Annotated in this window: 16 protein-coding genes; 4 read left to right on the forward strand and 12 right to left on the reverse strand. The window is 65.1% G+C overall.

Translation table 11 applies throughout. The annotated features are described in order from the left end of the window. Window positions 1–22: 22 nt before the first annotated feature. The 8 genes from AB4Z37_RS03040 to AB4Z37_RS03075 form a co-directional block, all read right to left on the reverse strand. Window positions 23–1,042, reverse strand: a complete 1,020-nt coding sequence (locus tag AB4Z37_RS03040) for a WD40 repeat domain-containing protein (protein WP_441515253.1) — start codon at window positions 1,040–1,042, stop codon at window positions 23–25. Next, the gene (locus AB4Z37_RS03045; RefSeq protein ID WP_441515185.1) at window positions 1,042–2,115 is read right to left on the reverse strand and encodes a CobW family GTP-binding protein; all 1,074 of its coding nucleotides are present in this window, start codon (window positions 2,113–2,115) and stop codon (window positions 1,042–1,044) included. The genes AB4Z37_RS03040 and AB4Z37_RS03045 overlap by 1 nt, the downstream gene beginning before the upstream one ends. A gap of 101 nt (window positions 2,116–2,216) precedes the next feature. Then, the gene (locus AB4Z37_RS03050) at window positions 2,217–3,137 is read right to left on the reverse strand and encodes a metal ABC transporter substrate-binding protein (protein WP_441515186.1); all 921 of its coding nucleotides are present in this window, start codon (window positions 3,135–3,137) and stop codon (window positions 2,217–2,219) included. 2 nt (window positions 3,138–3,139) lie between these two features. Further along, the gene (locus AB4Z37_RS03055; RefSeq protein ID WP_441515187.1) at window positions 3,140–4,012 is read right to left on the reverse strand and encodes a metal ABC transporter permease; all 873 of its coding nucleotides are present in this window, start codon (window positions 4,010–4,012) and stop codon (window positions 3,140–3,142) included. Beyond that, complete coding sequence (gene aztA, locus AB4Z37_RS03060; RefSeq protein WP_441515188.1) at window positions 4,012–4,764, reverse strand: zinc ABC transporter ATP-binding protein AztA; 753 nt, start codon at window positions 4,762–4,764, stop codon at window positions 4,012–4,014. Before aztA ends, AB4Z37_RS03055 begins: the two co-directional genes overlap by 1 nt. Before the next feature lie 2 nt (window positions 4,765–4,766). Continuing rightward, window positions 4,767–4,970, reverse strand: coding sequence for a hypothetical protein (locus AB4Z37_RS03065; RefSeq protein ID WP_441515189.1), 204 nt, complete (start codon window positions 4,968–4,970; stop codon window positions 4,767–4,769). Window positions 4,971–5,215: 245 nt separating this feature from the next. Then, complete coding sequence (locus AB4Z37_RS03070; RefSeq protein ID WP_441515190.1) at window positions 5,216–5,815, reverse strand: superoxide dismutase; 600 nt, start codon at window positions 5,813–5,815, stop codon at window positions 5,216–5,218. 298 nt (window positions 5,816–6,113) lie between these two features. Next, entirely contained in the window at window positions 6,114–6,911 is a 798-nt protein-coding gene (locus AB4Z37_RS03075) for an alpha/beta fold hydrolase (protein ID WP_441515254.1), read from the reverse strand. A gap of 292 nt (window positions 6,912–7,203) precedes the next feature. Here AB4Z37_RS03075 and AB4Z37_RS03080 point away from each other — a divergent pair, with 292 nt between their 5' ends. From AB4Z37_RS03080 to AB4Z37_RS03090, 3 genes are all read left to right on the forward strand, one after another. Further along, on the forward strand, window positions 7,204–8,106 hold the full coding sequence (locus tag AB4Z37_RS03080; protein ID WP_441515191.1) for a LysR family transcriptional regulator: 903 nt from the start codon (window positions 7,204–7,206) through the stop codon (window positions 8,104–8,106). Window positions 8,107–8,290: 184 nt separating this feature from the next. Further along, on the forward strand, window positions 8,291–8,818 hold the full coding sequence (locus AB4Z37_RS03085; protein ID WP_441515192.1) for a GNAT family N-acetyltransferase: 528 nt from the start codon (window positions 8,291–8,293) through the stop codon (window positions 8,816–8,818). 177 nt (window positions 8,819–8,995) lie between these two features. Beyond that, window positions 8,996–10,414, forward strand: a complete 1,419-nt coding sequence (locus AB4Z37_RS03090; protein ID WP_441515193.1) for an MATE family efflux transporter — start codon at window positions 8,996–8,998, stop codon at window positions 10,412–10,414. 75 nt (window positions 10,415–10,489) lie between these two features. On the opposite strand, the gene AB4Z37_RS03095 is transcribed toward AB4Z37_RS03090, so the two are convergent. Next, entirely contained in the window at window positions 10,490–11,629 is a 1,140-nt protein-coding gene (locus AB4Z37_RS03095) for a DUF3095 domain-containing protein (RefSeq protein ID WP_441515194.1), read from the reverse strand. A 424-nt stretch (window positions 11,630–12,053) separates the two neighbouring features. Between AB4Z37_RS03095 and AB4Z37_RS03100 the strand changes: the two genes are divergently transcribed. Next, window positions 12,054–12,521 (forward strand): DUF2147 domain-containing protein, encoded by a 468-nt coding sequence (locus AB4Z37_RS03100; protein WP_441515195.1) that lies wholly within the window; start codon window positions 12,054–12,056, stop codon window positions 12,519–12,521. 80 nt (window positions 12,522–12,601) lie between these two features. Here AB4Z37_RS03100 and AB4Z37_RS03105 read toward each other — a convergent pair whose 3' ends face one another. The 3 genes from AB4Z37_RS03105 to AB4Z37_RS03115 are packed head-to-tail and all read right to left on the reverse strand — an operon-like array spanning window position 12,602 to window position 17,261. Then, the gene (locus tag AB4Z37_RS03105) at window positions 12,602–13,657 is read right to left on the reverse strand and encodes a 2-oxoacid:ferredoxin oxidoreductase subunit beta (protein ID WP_441515196.1); all 1,056 of its coding nucleotides are present in this window, start codon (window positions 13,655–13,657) and stop codon (window positions 12,602–12,604) included. Next, window positions 13,654–15,489: a 2-oxoacid:acceptor oxidoreductase subunit alpha gene (locus tag AB4Z37_RS03110; protein WP_441515197.1), complete on the reverse strand. Its 1,836-nt coding sequence runs from the start codon at window positions 15,487–15,489 to the stop codon at window positions 13,654–13,656. The genes AB4Z37_RS03105 and AB4Z37_RS03110 overlap by 4 nt, the downstream gene beginning before the upstream one ends. Then, window positions 15,480–17,261, reverse strand: a complete 1,782-nt coding sequence (locus AB4Z37_RS03115; RefSeq protein WP_441515198.1) for an FAD-dependent oxidoreductase — start codon at window positions 17,259–17,261, stop codon at window positions 15,480–15,482. The genes AB4Z37_RS03110 and AB4Z37_RS03115 overlap by 10 nt, the downstream gene beginning before the upstream one ends. Between the last annotated feature and the right edge of the window lie 228 nt (window positions 17,262–17,489).

A 17,489-nucleotide genomic window follows, 5' to 3' on the forward strand; every position in this document is an offset into this window, starting at 1 on the left:
CCGGCCAGACGTCCCCGCTACGTCAGAGATCCAGCACCCCGGCGTCACCGTTCTCGCTGGCGAAGGCAAGACGCCCGCCCTTGCCATCCCAGGCCAGAGCCGAGACGGCGGCGCCGTCATTGCGCCGAATCAGGATCTCGGCGCCATCCGCGAGCCGGACCATCAGGATGGTCCCGTCGGCATACCCCGCAGCCAGCACGTCCTGCCGGGGATGGCAGGCCACGACGGCAACCCTGGACTTCATCGGCGCGAGCATCGCCGGCTCCTTGCCCATCGGCCCGTCCTTGCTGGCGAACGGCCACAGGATCACCGTGTCGGCGCCGGAGGTCGCCAGGAACCTGCCGCCCGCGGTCCAGGCCATGGAGCGCACGCGGCTCGGATAGCCGGTCATCCGCATATGCTTGCTGTCGGCCAACCGCCAGCCGTGCAGCGCCGGCTCATGCATCGTGGTGACCAGGAAGCGGTTGTCGGCGCTGAAGGTGACGCCGAGATGCGAGCCTTTCCATTCCAGCACGTCGGGCTTCGCCGCCATGTTGGGAAACCACAGTGTCACGCCATTGTAGTGGGCGATGGCGAGACGCAGCCCTTTCGGCGCGAAGGCAAGCCCCCCGACCGTCGTCGGCACCTCGAACGACTTGTCGTCATGGCGCGGCGCGCGGACGAACGCGGTCTTGCCCGCCGACCAGGCTACCGCCCCTTCCGGATGCAGTGCCACATTGTCGATCCAGCGCCGCTTCGCCTCGGTCACGATCAGCTCGGTCGCACCGGCCGCGTCGATCGCCATGACCTTGCCGTCGTCACCGCCGGTGACCACCCGCTTGCCGTCCGACACCGCGCACAGAATGCCGCCGCCATGGACGTCCACGGCCGTCACCGCTCCCGCCGCATCAACCAGCGACACGGCCTCCTCGGCACCGACGAAGACCGCGGTGTCGCCGAGGAAGTGCACCGAGGTCGCCGGCTGGGCCAGCGTGACCTTGCTCACGCGATCGGTGATCGAGACGATGGACTCCGCCGCCTCTGGTGGATTGAGCCCGGCCATCACGCTGCGATGCACTTTTCGAAGCCGTCGCGGATCTCCTGCTCCGGCAGGTCGCGGCCGATGAACACGACGCGGCTCTCGCGCGGCTCACCGTCCTTCCAGGCGCGCTGGTGATCGCCTTCCAGCATCATGTGCACGCCCTGGAACACGTAGCGATCGTCGTCGTCCTTGAACGCCAGGATGCCCTTGGAACGCAGGATGCGGGCGCCGTCGCGGGCGACCAGGGCCTGCAGCCAGGGCATGAACTTGTTGGGATCGAGGGGTTTCGCCGAGCGCAGCGACAACGACTGCATGTCCTCGTCGTGATAGTGCTTCAGGCCGTGACCGTGATGATGGTCATGGTCGTGGTGATGATGGTGATCATGACCATGGTCGTGATCATGATGGTGATGATCGTGGCCGTCGTCGGCCTCGAGGAAATCCGGCTCGATCTCCAGGATGCGGTCGAGATCGAACGCGTTGCGCTCCAGCACGGCGGCGAGCGGCACCTGGCAGCGCTCGGTGCGATGCAGCTTGGCGTAGGGGTTGATGCCGCGGATGCGCGCCTCGACCTCGGCGAGTTCCGGCTTCGATACGAGGTCGGTCTTGTTCAGCACGATGACATCGGCGAACGCGATCTGGTTCTTCGCTTCCGGCGCATCCTTGAGGCGATCGCTCAGCCACTTGGCGTCGGCCACCGTGACCACCGCATCGAGGCGCGCCTTGGTCTGCACGTCCTCGTCGACGAAAAAGGTCTGCGCCACCGGCGCCGGATCGGCGAGCCCGGTGGTCTCCAGGATGATGGCGTCGAACTTGCCCTTGCGCTTCATCAGGCCTTCCATGATGCGCACGAGATCGCCACGCACGGTGCAGCAGACGCAGCCGTTGTTCATCTCGAAGACTTCCTCGTCGGCGCCGATGACGAGGTCGTTGTCGATGCCGATCTCGCCGAACTCGTTGACGATCACGGCGTACTTCTTGCCGTGGTTCTCCGAGAGGATGCGATTGAGCAGCGTGGTCTTGCCGGCCCCGAGATAGCCGGTCAGCACCGTGACGGGGATTTTGTCGGAAGCGGAAGGCGAAGCGGTGGACATGGAAACTCCGGATGGACGTGGGCCCTGCGGGCGGCGGGAGCCGGGCTCCACGCCAAACCCAACCTGCGGCAGCTATCTGATTGTTCGGAAAAGATTTTCCTTCACCGACCCCGGGGCGGCCCCTGGCCCGACAGTGCGCTGGTCAGGGCCTTTATATTGTGCCTGACCATGGCAATGTAAGTGGGGGCTTCGCCCTTTTCGCCGGTGAGGGAATCCGAATAGAGCGTACCGCCGATCCGCGCCCCGGTCTCGCTGGCGATCTGGCGCATCAGCCGCGGATCGGTGACGTTTTCCAGGAACACCGCCGGAATGGCCTCGGCCTTGATCTGCCGGACGATGGCGGCGAGATCCCGCGCGCTCACCTCCGCCTCGGTGGAGACACCCTGCGGCGCGATGAAGGCGATGCCGTAGGCATCGGCGAAATAACCGAACGCATCATGCGTCGAAATCACCCGGCGTCGATTGGCGGGAATGTTGTCGACCGCGGCCCGCACCTCGCGGTCGAGCTTGTCGAGCTCGGCCAGATAGGCCTGCGCATTGCCGCGATAGATCTCGGCCGAGGGCGGATCAGCCGCGATCAGCGCGTCGCGGATGTTGGCGACATAGATCCTGGCGTTCGGCACCGCCTGCCAGGCGTGGGGATCGACGGCGTGGCCATGATCGCGGCCCTCCGGCAGTTTGCGGGCGATAATGCCCTTGGTGACGGTGACGATAATGGCGCGATCGCCCGACGACTTCACCAGCCGCGGCAGCCAGCCTTCGAGGCCGAGCCCGTTGACGATGACGAGCTTCGCCTCCGACACGCGCTTCGCATCCTCTGGCGTCGGCGTGTAGACATGGGTGTCGCTGTCCGGCCCAACCAAGGCGGTGACATTGACGCGGTCGCCGCCGACATTGCGGGCGAAGTCCGCCAGGATCGAGAAGGTCGCCACCACGTTCAGCCGCGGCGCCTCCTCCGCGCCGGCGCGCGGTGTCGCCAACGCAGCGAGCGCCAGGGCGAGAAGAACGGAACGACGACGCATGATCAGGCCTCGAGATGGGGCGCGGGAAACAGCTGGCGCATCACGCCGCCGGCACGCCCGAGCAGCAGCGACACCAGATAGAGCACGGCCGCGACCAGGATGATGGCCGGACCGGACGGCACCTTGCTGTGGAACGACAGCACCAGTCCGGCATAGCCCGACAGCATGGCGGCGCCGACCGCGATCACCATCATACCCGTGATGTCGCGCGACCAGAACCGGGCGATGCCCGCCGGCAGCACCATCAATCCCACCGCCAGTAGCGTGCCGAGCGCCTGGAAGCCGTTGACCAGGTTAACGACGACGAGGGCCATGAAAGCCAGATGCGCCGGTGCGCCGGTGCGGCTGACGGTGCGCAGGAACAGCGGATCGACGCACTCGATCACCAGCGGCCGCCAGATCACCGCCAGCACCAGCAGCGTCACCGTGGCGTTGAATGCGATCACCAGCAACGTCTGGTCGTCCATCGCCAGCACGTTGCCAAATAGCACGTGCAGCAGGTCGATATTGGTGCCGCGGATCGAGACGATGGTGACGCCGAGCGCCAGCGACACCAGGTAGAACGCCGCGAGCGACGCGTCCTCCTTCAATTCGGTCACGCGGCTCACGACGCCGGCGAGGATTGCCACCGCAAAGCCGGCGATCAGCCCGCCGAAGGTCATGGCGAACAGGTTGAGGCCCGACAGCAGAAACCCCACTGCCGCGCCCGGCAGGATGGCATGGGCCATGGCGTCACCGACAAGGCTCATCCGCCGCAGCATCAGGAACACGCCGATCGGCGCGCCGCCGAACGCCAGCGCCACGACACCAGCCAGCGCACGGCGCATGAACTCGAACTCACTGAACGGAGCAATCAGCAGATCATACATTGGCATCAAGCCGCCTGCGGCGGCGTCTCCATGCAGGCGCCGGCCCGCTCGTCGAAGGCCTCGCACATGCGCCGCGCCTGGCGCAGGTTGTCTGCGCTGAGTACCTGGGCCGTCGCGCCCCAGGCCACCGCGGAGCGCGCCAGCAGCAGCGTCTCGGGGAAGCTCGCCTTCACGAGCTCGAGGTCGTGCAACGCGGCCAGCACGGTGCGATGCTCGCGGTGCCACTGCCTGACGACCTCGAGCAGGTCAGCGGCGGTGCGCGCGTCGACAGCGTTGAACGGCTCGTCGAGCACGATCAGGCGAGCGTCCTGCAGCAGCACCCGCGCGAACAGCATGCGCTGGGTCTGGCCGCCGGACAGTGTCCCGATCGGCCGGTTCTCGAAGCCGTTGAGGCCGACGGCCGCAAGGGCCGCGCTGATGCGGGTCCGGTCGCTCCGGCCGAAGCCGCCGAACGGCCCACGGGCGCGCCAAAGCCCCATACCGACCAGATCGAACACCGAAATCGGGAAGCTGCGGTCGATCTCCGCGATCTGGGGCAGATAGGCGATCTCGCGCGGCCGCAGTCCGCCGCGCGCGACCGTCCCGGACAGCGGCTTCAGCAGCCCGGTGATGCCCCGAAACAGGGTGGATTTGCCGGCGCCGTTGGGCCCGACCACCGCCAGCAGCGTACCGGGCGCCACCTCGCCGTTGAGATGATGGATGGCCGGGTGCCGGTCATAGCCAAGCGTCAGGTCACGAAATTCGAGTTGCGGGGCCATGGTCACCTCATTGCCAGCCACACGGCGGCCCACAGCGCCGCACTGGCAGCGCCGGCGATGCCGAGCCGGGCAACCACCCCCATCCGCAACAGCGACCATGGGGCCTCCTGAGGGGGATGGGCGTGCAAGGCATGGCGATGCCCATGGGAGTGGTCATGGGAATGGTCATGGGAGCTCTCATCGGGATGGGTCAGGGGCGCAGCCACGGGCAACTCGACGGGTCTGGATTCAGTACCGAATGTTATAATGTAACATTCGCAGGGAACAACCCCCTCCAGACGCAGGGCTGGCCACTCGCCGCCGCGCCCCGCGGGGTTGCGCCGAGCCCGCCGCTCTCCGCGGCCCACACGGGACCGGCCTTTCCGTCCGGCCCGCGCTCTCGCCTGACTAACCCCACTCAAGCAAAAAGGCGGCCTGCAGGCCGCCTTTCGCAGATCAGATGATGTCGGGCTCAGCTCGCCTTGCTGAACAGCTCCTCGACATACTCCCAGTTGACGAGATTCTCGACGAACGCCTTGAGGTAGTCCGGGCGGCGATTGCGGTAGTCGATGTAGTAGGAGTGCTCCCACACGTCGACGCCGAGGATCGGCGTCGCGCCGTGAACCAGCGGGCTTTCGCCGTTCGCGGTCTTGGAGATTTCGAGCTTGCCGTTCTTGACCGAGAGCCAGGCCCAGCCGGAGCCGAACTGGCCGACGCCCGCCGCGATGAAGTCGTCCTTGAACTTGGCATAGCCACCGAGATCGGAATCGATCTGCTTCTGCAGCTTGCCCGGCAGCTTGTCGCCGCCGCCGTTCGGCTTCAGCCAATTCCAGAAGTGCAGGTGGTTGTAGTGCTGGCCGGCATTGTTGAAGAGCGGCGCGTTCTTGCCGAACGATCCCTTCACGATCTCTTCGAGCGACTTGTTCTCGAGGTCGGTGCCCTTCAGCAGGTTGTTGCCGTTGGTGACATAGGCCTGGTGATGCTTGTCGTGATGATATTCCAGCGTTTCCTTGGACATGTAGGGCTGGAGCGCATCATAGGCGTAAGGCAGGTCGGGGAGTTTGAAGGTCATGGGAATGTCCGCTGATCAGGGGAGACAGTCTTTCAACACGGAACCGATATAGAAGTTTCCGCCGAAAGTGAATATGGGGGCGCGACGACCGGTCGCCACCCGCCCCGCCAGTCCTGCGCCGGGCGGGGCACGGTAACGGTGCCCGCGACCACCAAGGTGTCCAAGACGCACGGCCTGTCCTCCCTCGGCGCCGGATCGGAGAATATGCTCCCCTTGCATCGCGGTGGGCATGAAAGTCCGAGGGGGGCGGATCCGCACGGACGCTGCGCGGATCACCCCTCTCGCACCACATGCCGGCCTAAGCCGCAGTGAGAAACCGCGTCACCGCGCTCGTGAATTCTGCCGGCCGTTCGACGTTCAGCAGGTGGACGCCAGGCAGCAGCGTCAGCGTGGCGCCGGGGATGGTTGCTGCGATCGCTTCACTGTGGCTCGCCAGGGTCACCTTGTCGTCCTTCCCGCCGATCACCAGTGTGGGCGCGGTGATGAGGGCAATGGTGCGACGCAGATCGCTGTCGCGGACAGCCGCGTAACATCCCGCAAGGCCTTGTGGCGGAGTTGCCAGGACCATGGCGCGAAACCTATCGACGATCTCGTTCGGCCCTGTGAGCATCGCTTCGGGAAACCAGTTGTGCATGAACATGTCTGCAGCGGCCGACATGTCCTTGGCCGCGAGAACCGCGCGAATCTGCTCGTCGAAATAGGATGCCGGTCCAAGATGGGGCGCGGTGTTGGAGAGGATGAGGCGCTCGATCCGATCAGGCGCGTGGATGCCCAGCCACTGCCCGACCCAACCGCCCAGCGACAGACCGCAAAAATGAACGCGAGCGAACTGAAGGGAATCGAGCAGCTCGATGACATCACGCCCCAGCCGGTCGACCGAATAGGCCCCTACCGGAACGCTGGATCCGCCATGACCGCGATAGTCATAGCGCAGCACGCGAAACGTCTCGGACAGTTTTGCCACCTGCCCATCCCACATGTGCAGCGACGTCGCGATGGAGTTCGCCAGCACGAGCACTGGCCGGCCCTCTGCGCCCTCCAGCGTGTAGGCAATGCGGCAACCATCGCCGGTGGTGAAATGGCGGACGTCAGTCATCTGATCCTCATGTTTGATCTGGTTGGGCGGCGTGATCGTTTGGGTCGAGGGCCGGTCGCCACCCCCGGCCATCGCCGCGGGCGGCAGCACAAGGGCGGCGGCACCGAGCGCCAAGGCGGCGCGGCGCGTCACGAAACTGGCCATGCTTGGTCTCTTTCGGGGAGGCGTTGAGGAGATTCCATCCAGCGACGAGGAGCCCCGTCCCCCGCTCCGCTTGGTCTGGCACAACTAGACCTCGTCAACGTCAGATAAAATTACTATGATTGAGCAATCATTGTAGGATTTTAAAACAATGCAAGGGCTCAAGCTTCACGACCTCCGGTGCTTTGCCGCCGTCGCGACCGAGGGCAGCTTCCAGGCCGCAGCCATTGCCTTGAACCGATCCCACCCATCCGTCTTCGCTGCCGTTGCACGCCTCGAGCAGATCCTGGGCCTGACCCTGCTCGACCGCAGCGCCTATCGGGCGGGCCTCACGGACGCAGGCCGCATGTTCCTCGCACGCGCACAACTGGCGCTCCGCGAGTTCGACCATCTGCGAACCTATGCCGACCAGCTGGCGAGCGGCGAGGAGACGGTGCTGCGCATCGTCATCGGCGATCTCTGCCCGCGCCCGCGGCTCCTCGGCCTGCTAAGCCGGTTCTTTGCCGAACACCACCGCACACGCCTGCACCTGGCCTACGAGGCGGTCAGCGGCCCGCTCGAACGGCTGATGGAAGGCGATGCGGACCTCGTCTTCCATCACGCGGATCCTTCCGACCCGCACCTCGAGCGGATCGATCTGTGCGAGGTGGTCTTTGTACCGGTGGCGGCTCCCGGATTCCTGACATTCGAGCATCAGCACGACATCACCCCGGAGCAGATGCGCCCCTTCACCCAGGGCGTGATTCGCGACACCGCACGGCGTCCGTCCTCGGAGGGTTATTTCCTCATCGACGGTGCGCATCTGTGCTCCGCACCGGACCATCTGATGAAGAAAGAACTGATTCTCCACGGACTGGCCTGGGGCCATCTGCCGGCGTGGCTCATCAAGGACGAGCTGGAGGACGGAAGGCTGATCTCGATCGCCAACGCCCATTTGCCTGGCCGGACGGAGGCCGCGGCTGTGATACGCCGGCGTGACCGGCCTCACGGGCCCGTCGCCGAGGCGCTTTGGCATCATCTCCAGGCAGAAGCGACGTCCGGCGACGAATGGTAAAGACCTCAAGCGTCATGACGACCCACGCACTGTACGCCATCGTGTCTCGTGTGATGACGCCAGCCCTTCCTTCAACACCGCCTCACGCCATGGCCTCTCGACCTTTACGTGCCAGAGGCGCATTGTCATGGACAACCTCCACACAGTTCACAGTGAAAGCTGCGGCACGCGCAAGAATGGCTTCATGAGCATCGACATCGAGATTCTGAACGGCGACGCCGCATGGCCCGTGGCCGAACCGCTGCTGACCGCGGTCTGGCCTGCCGCGGTGAAGGCGGCGCTGCCCTGGGGGCAGGTGACGTTCGCACGCGCGGATTTCCGCGTGCTGGTAGAAGCGGACGATGCCGGCCTCGTCTGTCATGTCGGGCTCTATCGTCGCAACGCGACGCTGAACGGCCGCGCCGCCCATATCGGCGGCGTCGGCGGCGTGGTCACCCGCGCTGATCACCGCCGCCGTGGCCTTGCGAACATCGCGCTCAATGCGGCGACCCAGACGCTCAGGCACGAAGGTTCGCTCGGCTTTGCGTTGCTGTTCTCCGAACCCACGACGGTCGCGTTCTTCCAGGCACGCGGCTGGCACGCGTTCGAAGGCGAGATTCTCGCCGAACAGCCGGCGGGGCATGGCCGCTTCGACCTACTGACGCCGATGGTGTTCGATCTCGTGCAGAAACCACGTAAGGGCGTGATCGACCTCTGCGGCCTGCCGTGGTGACGGCGCGCCCGCGCCCTTCCGTTACGCGACGCCTGATCGCATGGCTCATATACCCTGCCGCATGCCCGCAGGCATGTTGATGGCCCACCGCGCCTTGCGAAGCTCCCGGACAGCCTGTCAAATGCCGGTGCGCTGGTACGATCGCGGCCGGCGCCAACGACCTATCAGGGAGACGTCATGACGGATCTGGGGGCGGCCGAGCTGCAGGCGATCGAGGCGCCTTCGCTCGCAACTGTCCGCATCTCCGATCCATTGCTCGACGGCCCGATCCTGTCGACGCTGCTGAGATTGACTGCGCCCAATGTGGTCGCGCTGTCGGTCGGCGTCTGCGTCGCGATCGCTGAGACGTCATATGTCGGCCGGCTCGGCATCGAACCGTTGGCTGCGATGGCGCTGGTGTTTCCGTTCGTCATTCTCACCATGACGATGTCCGGCGGCGCGATGGGCGGCGGCGTTGCCTCCGCGATCGCCCGAGCGCTCGGCGCAGGAGATACGGAACGCGCCAATGTGCTGGCGCTCCACGCCATCCTGATCGGCGCCTGTTTCGGCCTGACCTTCACCGTCGGCATGCTGAGCTTCGGCCCGCGCCTGCTCGCATTGCTCGGCGGCCGCGGGCGGGTCCTGACAGAGGCGATCGGCTACATCGAGATCTTCTTCGGCGGCGCCATCGTGCCATGGCTGATGAACACGATGACCTCGATCCTGCGCGGCACCGGCAACATGCGACTGCCGTCGACGCTGATCCTGTTGTCTGCGGCGATCCAGATCACGCTCGGCGGCGCGCTCGGTCTCGGTCTCGGCCCGATCCCGCGGTTCGGCATGCGCGGCGTCGCCTGCGGCACGCTGATCGCCTTCGCCACCGGCCTGTCCATCAGTTTCTGGTATCTGCTCAGCGGTCGCGGCCGGCTCAACCTGCGCCATGCGCCGTTGCGCTTTCGCGCCGAAATGTTCGTCGACATTCTCAAGGTCGGCGCGATCGCCTGCTTCTCGCCGCTGCAGTCGGTGCTGGCGATCACGATCTTCACCCACATGCTCGCCCGCTTCGGCACCGAGGTGCTCGCCGGCTATGGCATTGGCGCGCGGCTTGAGTTCATGCTCACCTCGATCGCGTTCGCCGTCGGCGTTGCCTCCGTGCCGATGGTCGGCATGGCGATCGGCGCCGGACGCATCGCGCGGGCGCGGCAGGTCGCATGGACCGGCGGCACCATCGCCTTCGCGGCAGTTGCCGTCGCCGGCATGATCATTGCCGCCTTTCCCTGGCTGTGGGTCAGCCTTTTCACCGACGATCCCGGCGTGCGCGCGGCGAGCTACCATTATCTCACGATCGCCGCTCCGCTGTACGCGTTTATCGGCCTCAACATCTCGCTGTATTTCTCCTCGCAAGGAGCAGCGAAGATTCTCGGCCCGGTGCTGTCGCAGACGGCACGCCTGATCTTCATCGCGGTCGGCAGCATGTGGCTGGTCTCGACCGGCGCCACCGTGACGGGGTTTTTCGTCCTCGCAGCCTGCTCGATGGTGCTGCTGGGGCTGTCGTGCGCGGTCGCGGTCAAGCTGACGTCATGGTACCCAGACAGCTCCCGGAGCCGTCGCACCTAGTGTGGTGAATCTGACATTCGCTTCAGCATCGCCGCGGCGGTTGCTGCAAATGCAGCGAACTTGCGAACCGGGACCCTAGCCCGCCGCCTTCAGCGCGGTGGCCGCGGAGGCGTAGCCACCGCGCGCGCCATCGATGAAATGAACGTGGTTGCTGCGCGTCGGCGACAGCGTGAAGCAGGTCATCATCGCCGCATCCTGCCGATGCAGCCCGTAGCGTACCGCCCCCGCCGCTGCGGCCTCGGCGAGGCGACGCTCGAGCTCCTGCTCAAGCTCGGGCGTGCAATCGACAACCATGCGCAGGGCGTCGTCGAATTTGCGGAAATCCGAGTTGGCGACCACCTGCTCCACATAGGTCCTGGGCTTGAAGCCGCCGACGCTGATGCCGAAACGCATGATCAGGAAGGCAAACAGTGAAAAGCCGAGCAGCGAGGCGCGGCGCAGCAGCAACGGCCCGCGATGCGCGGCCCGCGCCTCGTAGTCGAGCCCGTCCGGCGGCCAGGTCAGCGGCGGACCGCCTTGCGGCACCGGCCGGCCGGCATCAGGACTGTGATCGATCAGGGCGACCACATCCTCGATGACCCCCCGAAACGCTGCGGCCGTCGCCTGCCGGCCCGGCAACACCAGGACAGAGAGAATCAGGCCGCGCGAGGCTGGAATCTCGGCGAAGCGGCACGACAGGCCGGTCAGGTCCGGTACGGCACCAGACGGCACCGGCGGGATGGCGAACTCGCCGCGTTTCATCGCGGCGTCGACCCAACCGAGCCCGCCCCCGGAAAACATCGCATAGGACACATCCGGCGATGGCGCATAGCGCGCCACCCGGACGTCCAGCCCCTGCGCCCGCACCGCCCGCATGGGGACGGCGGCCGTGCGCATCACGAGGTCGAGGTCCGCCTTGACCCAGGCCGCCGTCGCGGCGAGCGCGGCACAGGCCTCCTCAGCCTGTGCCGGAGCGACCGCGAAGCTGGCGCCATCGCCACCAAAGACGAACGGAAACTCCTGCTCGCCCAGGGCATTGGTCACCGCCGCGATCACCGCCGCACCGGCCATGTTGACGGCCTTGTAACGCTGCTCGGCGATCGCCCGGGTCGAATCGACGATATCGGCAGAGCCGATGATCCAGTCATCGGGCAGTGGAACATAGAGCGCCGGGTCCATCAGGTTACGAAAGCCGTGGAAGACCGGCACGCCGGGATAGAAAGCGTCTCGTTTCATGCCCAGCTCCAGAACCCCTTGTTTGCAATCGATCTTTTGCCGACGAGGCGCATCGTGGGAGGCCAGGGACGGCCGCGGTCGCCGGAAGTGGTGCGCATCATCACCATTGCTGGTTTTATCGCCTTGAAAAGACCATGGCCGATATGTTTCTTGTTATGTCAGCACCTGCCGGTCGAGTCTGTTTTTTTGACACTCCCGATCGAGCCGGGCGCAACCTGCAATTGTCGCTACGTCATTCAATTGTCGCCATCGAGGCCTTCCACGTCATGCTCTTGCAAGCTATCTGACCGAGGTTCGGTCTCGCGTTCCGTTGCCTGAACATCATCTGTCCCATCTCGGATCCGGAGTCTTGTCTGCGGTCTGCCCCATCGAGCTTCACCGAGGGCTCCTCGATCCCTGCTTCCTCCATTGAACGGCTCCCCTTATGCGAATCGACGTCCGCTCTGCTGTCAACTCCGCCTTCTCGTTGTTCGTGCTCGCTGTGCTCCTGGTCGGCACCCCTGCCTCGGTTCGTGCCGCACCGGACAGTGGCCCTGTCGGCTACTGGCTGACCCAGGCCGGTGACGCCAAGGTGCAGGTGAGCCGTTGCGGCGGCGGCCTCTGCGGCAAGGTGGTCTGGCTGCGTGAGCCGATCGACAGCGCCACCGGTCAGCCCCAGGCAGACAACAAGAATCCCGATCCCTCGCTGCGCAACCGGCCAATCATCGGCCTCCAGCTGTTTCTCGATATGCAGCAATCCGCCGCCAACAGCTGGAGCGGTCGCATCTACAACGCCGATGACGGCCAGAGCTACGCCAGCACGGTCACGGCGCTCGATCAGGGACGGCTGGAGGTGCGCGGCTGCGTCGGAGCGCTGTGCGGCTCCGAGATCTGGACGCGAACCACGCGCTGATCCGCGCTGCGGCGGGCAATCATCGCACCGCATTTCGTCTCGTTTGTGCAAGGCCGGCCTCTGCGCCGGCCTTGTCCGTTTCAGCGCAGGCTGGCGTTGATCTGCTCCAGAATGGTGGAGCCTGGGCATAGCGCGCGTTCATCGAGCTGATTGAGCGGCGTCGCCACCGTGTCGAGGTTGGTGTGCAGATCGTCGGCCTCCGCCTCCACATACAGCAGCCCGGTGACGATCACCCCCTCCGCAGCATGGCGCTGCAGGAAGTTCATCGCCGCCAGACGGTCGTGCGGATCGTAGTCGTCGTTCAGCTTGCGCAACGACAGCACGGTGCCGTCGTGCTGGGTCACCGCGGCGACGCGACCGGGAGCATAATCCACGGTAATCGGATCGCGGCCGACCATGATGTCGAGCGCGTTCACCGCTTCATTGTGCTCGCGGACATAGTCGAGGCTTTTGGTCGAGCCTGCGTGATTGTTGAACGCGATGCACGGCGAAATGACGTCGATGAAAGCTGCGCCTTTGTGCTGGATCGCCGCCTTGATCAGCGGCACCAGCTGGCTCTTGTCGCCGGAGAAGCTGCGGGCGACGAACGTCGCCCCGAGCTGCAGCGCCATCGCCACGAGATCAATCGAGCTGTCGCTGTTGACGGCGCCCTTCTTGGACTTCGAGCCGCGGTCGGCCGTTGCCGAGAACTGCCCCTTGGTCAATCCATACACGCCGTTGTTCTCGACGATATAGACCATGTTGACCGCGCGCCGCATGGCGTGCGCGAACTGACCGAAGCCGATCGAGGCGGAATCGCCGTCGCCGGAGACGCCGAGATAGATCAGGTCGCGGTTGGCGAGGTTGGCGCCGGTGAGCACCGACGGCATGCGGCCGTGAGCGGAGTTGAAGCCGTGGGAGGCGCCGAGAAAATAGTCCGGCGTTTTCGACGAGCAGCCGATACCGGAAATCTTCGCCACACGGTGCGGCTCGATCGACAGCTCGAAGCAGGCCTCGATGATCGCAGCCGAAATCGAATCGTGGCCACAGCCCGCGCACAGCGTCGAGGTCGAGGCCTCATAGTCGCGCCGGGTGAAGCCGATGTCGTTTTTCGGCAGGGACGGATGGTGGAACCTGGGCTTCGCCAGATAGGTCATGACAGCGCCTTTCGCAACGGCGTGACGTTCAGGGTATCGAGCCGATCGCTGATGGCGCCGGCGATGAAGCGGGCCGTGATCGAGGTGCCGTCGAAATGCAGCACCGGCACCAGCCGCACGGGATCGATGCCGAACTCGTTGACGATCAGCGAGCGCAGCTGGGCGTCGCGGTTCTGCTCGACCACGAATACGAAGTCGTGATCGGCGACAAAGCTCGCGACGTCCTGGTGAAACGGGAAGGCGCGGATTCGCATCAGGTCGAGGGCGTGGCCGCGACGGGCGAGGATCTCGGCGGCTTCACTCATCGCCGGCGCCGTGGAGCCGTAATAGATCACGCCGAAGCGCGTGCTCTTCTCGGCGTTGATGCGCAGCGGTCGCGGCAGGATGGCCTTGGCGGTCTCGAGCTTGCGCAGCAGCCGCTGCATGCCCTCGACATAGGTCGCCCCGTTCTCCGAGTAGCGGGCGCGGGCGTCATGCGAAGTGCCGCGGGTGAAGAAGGTACCCTTGGTCGGATGGGTGCCGGGATAGGTGCGATAGCCGATGCCGTCGCCATCGACGTCCATGTAACGTCCGAAATCCCTGGCCTTGTCGAGCTCTGTCGCCGACAGCACCTTGCCGCGGTCGTATTTGCGGCTGTCGTCCCAGGTCAGCGGCCGGCACAGGCGATGGTTCATGCCGATATCGAGGTCGAGCATCACGAACACCGGCGTCTGCAGCCGGTCGGCGAAATCGAAGGCGCTGGCGCCGAACTCGAAGGCCTCGGTGGCGTCCTCCGGCAGCAGCAGCACGTGCTTGGTATCGCCATGGGAGGCATAGGCACAGTTGATCAGGTCGCACTGCTGGGTACGGGTCGGCATGCCGGTCGAGGGACCGGCGCGCTGGACATCGAACACCACCGTCGGGATTTCAGCGAAATACGCCATGCCCAGGAACTCCTGCATCAGCGAGATGCCGGGGCCGGAGGTTGCGGTGAAGGCGCGGGCACCGTTCCACGACGCGCCGATCACCATGCCGATCGACGCGATCTCGTCCTCGGCCTGCACGATGGCATAGCGCGCCTGCTTGGTTTCCGGATCGCGCCGGAATTTGGAGCAGTAGCGGCTGAAGTTTTCGGCCAACGAGGAAGACGGCGTAATCGGGTACCAGGCGCAGACCGTCGCGCCACCATAGACAGCACCGAGCGCCGCTGCCGTATTGCCCTCGATCAGGATGCGGTTGCCGACCTTGTCGGTGCGTTTGAGACGCAGCCCGAGCGGGCAGTTGAAGTGGGTTGTGGCGTAGTCTCGCCCGAGGTACAGCGCATGAATGTTGGGCGCAATCAGCTTGTCCTTGCCCTTGTACTGCTCGCCAACCAGCTTCTCCAACTCGGTGAAGTCCATGTCGAACAGCGCGGACAGCGCGCCGATGCAGATGATGTTCTTGAACAGCTGACGCTGGCGCGGATCGCTGTACTCGGCATTGCAGATCTGCGTCAGCGGCAGGCCGATCACCGTGATGTCGGAGCGCAACTGCCCCGGCGGCAGCGGCCGTGTCGAATCGTAGACGAGATAGCCATCCGGCTCGATCGAGATCACGTCCGCGTTGAAGGTCTGCGGATTCATCGCCACCATGACGTCGGTGCCGCCGCGGGCGCCGAGATGGCCGGCTTCCGTGACCCGAATCTCGAACCAGGTCGGCAGACCCTGGATGTTGGAGGGGAAGACGTTGCGCGGCGAGATCGGAATGCCCATGCGCATGATGGCGCGGGCGAACATCTCGTTGGCGCTGGCCGAGCCTGAGCCGTTGACGTTGGCGAAGCGGATGACGAAGTCGTTGACGGCAGTTAACGGCATGCTGGACCTGCGTGAGTGACGTCAATGAGATACTTGTTCATGTCCCACGCACCGGTGGGGCACCGCTCGGCGCACAACCCGCAATGCAGGCAGACATCTTCGTCCTTGGCCATGATGCGGCCGGTCTTGAGGCCGTCGGCGACATAGATGTCCTGCGAGCTGTTCAGCGCCGGCGCCCGCAGCCGATGCCGCAGATCATCCTCCTCGCCATTGTCGGTGAAGGTGATGCTGTCCATCGGACAGACGTCGACGCAAGCGTCGCATTCGATGCACAACGGCGCGCTGAACACGGTCTGGACGTCACAGTTGAGACAGCGCCCGGCTTCCGACAGCGCGAGCTTGACGTCATAGCCGAGTTCGACCTCGACCTTGATATTGGCGAGTGCACTGGCGTTGTCGCGATGCGGCACCGCATAGCGCTCGTCGGGCATCACCTCATTGTTGTAGCTCCACTCGTGGATGCCCATCTTCTGATTGATCACGGTCACGGCCGGCGCCGGGCGATGCGCCGGATCCTCGCCATGCAGCATCTTGTCGATCGAGACCGCGACCTCGTGGCCGTGAGCGACAGCCCAGATGATATTCTTCGGACCGAACGCTGCATCGCCAGCGAAGAACACCTTCTGATGGGTGGCGCGGAAGGTCACGGGATCGACCACCGGCATGCCGTGATCGTCGAACGCGATGCCAATGTCGCGCTCGATCCAGGGGAACGCGTTCTCCTGCCCTACCGCGACCAGCACGTCGTCACATTCGAACAGCACATCCGGCTCACCGGCCGGAACCAGCCTGCGCCGCCCCCTGGCGTCATACTCGGCCTTGACCTTCTCGAACACCACACCGGTCAGCTTGCCATCGGCGTGCCTGAACTCCTTGGGAACGAGGAAATTATGGATCGGGATGCCTTCCCGCGCGGCGTCCTCCTTCTCCCAGGGCGAAGCCTTCATCTCGTCGAAACCGGAGCGCACCACCACCTTGACGTCCACGCCGCCGAGCCGGCGCGCGGAGCGGCAGCAGTCCATCGCCGTGTTGCCGCCACCGAGCACGATGACGCGCCTGCCGATCGAGTGAATGTGATCGAACGACACGCTGGACAGCCAGTCGATGCCGATATGGATGTTGGCGGCGGCTTCCTTGCGGCCGGGAATGTCGAGATCACGACCGCGCGGCGCGCCCGAACCGACCACCACCGCATCATAGCCTTGCGCGAGCAGCGCGGAGAGGCTGTCGATCCGCGTGCCGCCACGGAATTCGACACCGAGGCCGAGCACGAACCCGGTCTCTTCGTCGATGACGCTGTCCGGCAACCGGAATTTCGGAATCTGCGAGCGCATCATGCCGCCCGCGCGGGTATCACCATCGAACACCGTGCAGTCATAGCCGAGCGGCGCGAGATCGCGCGCAACGGTGAGCGACGCAGGCCCCGCGCCAACCAGCGCAATACGCTTGCCATTCCTCGCCGCGGGCGGCTGCGGCAGGCGTGCCTTGATATCGTCCTTGAAATCGGCCGCGACACGCTTGAGGCGGCAGATCGCCACCGGCTCATCCTCAACGCGACCGCGGCGGCAGGCCGGCTCGCAGGGACGATCGCAGGTGCGTCCGAGAATCCCGGGAAACACGTTCGACCGCCAATTGATCATGTACGCGTCGCTATAACGACCCGCGGCGATCAATCGAATGTATTCGGGAACTGGCGTGTGCGCGGGACAGGCCCATTGGCAGTCGACCACCTTGTGAAAGTAGTCGGGTGCCGCAATATCGGTTGCTCTCATTCTTCCCCGTCCGCGCGGGTGAAAGACCACGCGGCCCTTACCGTTTCCTGCGAACGCTCATGCGGCGCTCTTCTTTGTTATCCAGCCGGATAATTAGAAGTATTCAATATGATCTCTGTCAGCGAGGGAAGCCAATTTTGTTTGATTTGCCCACGCCCGTTGGTCGCAGCTTAAAATATGCGGCAGCGCCGAACAGATATGCGGCGACGCAATATTGTCGCGGTGCGG

It is taken from the genome of Bradyrhizobium sp. 2TAF24 (assembly GCF_052115025.1).
Classification (GTDB): Bacteria; Pseudomonadota; Alphaproteobacteria; order Rhizobiales; family Xanthobacteraceae; genus Bradyrhizobium_A.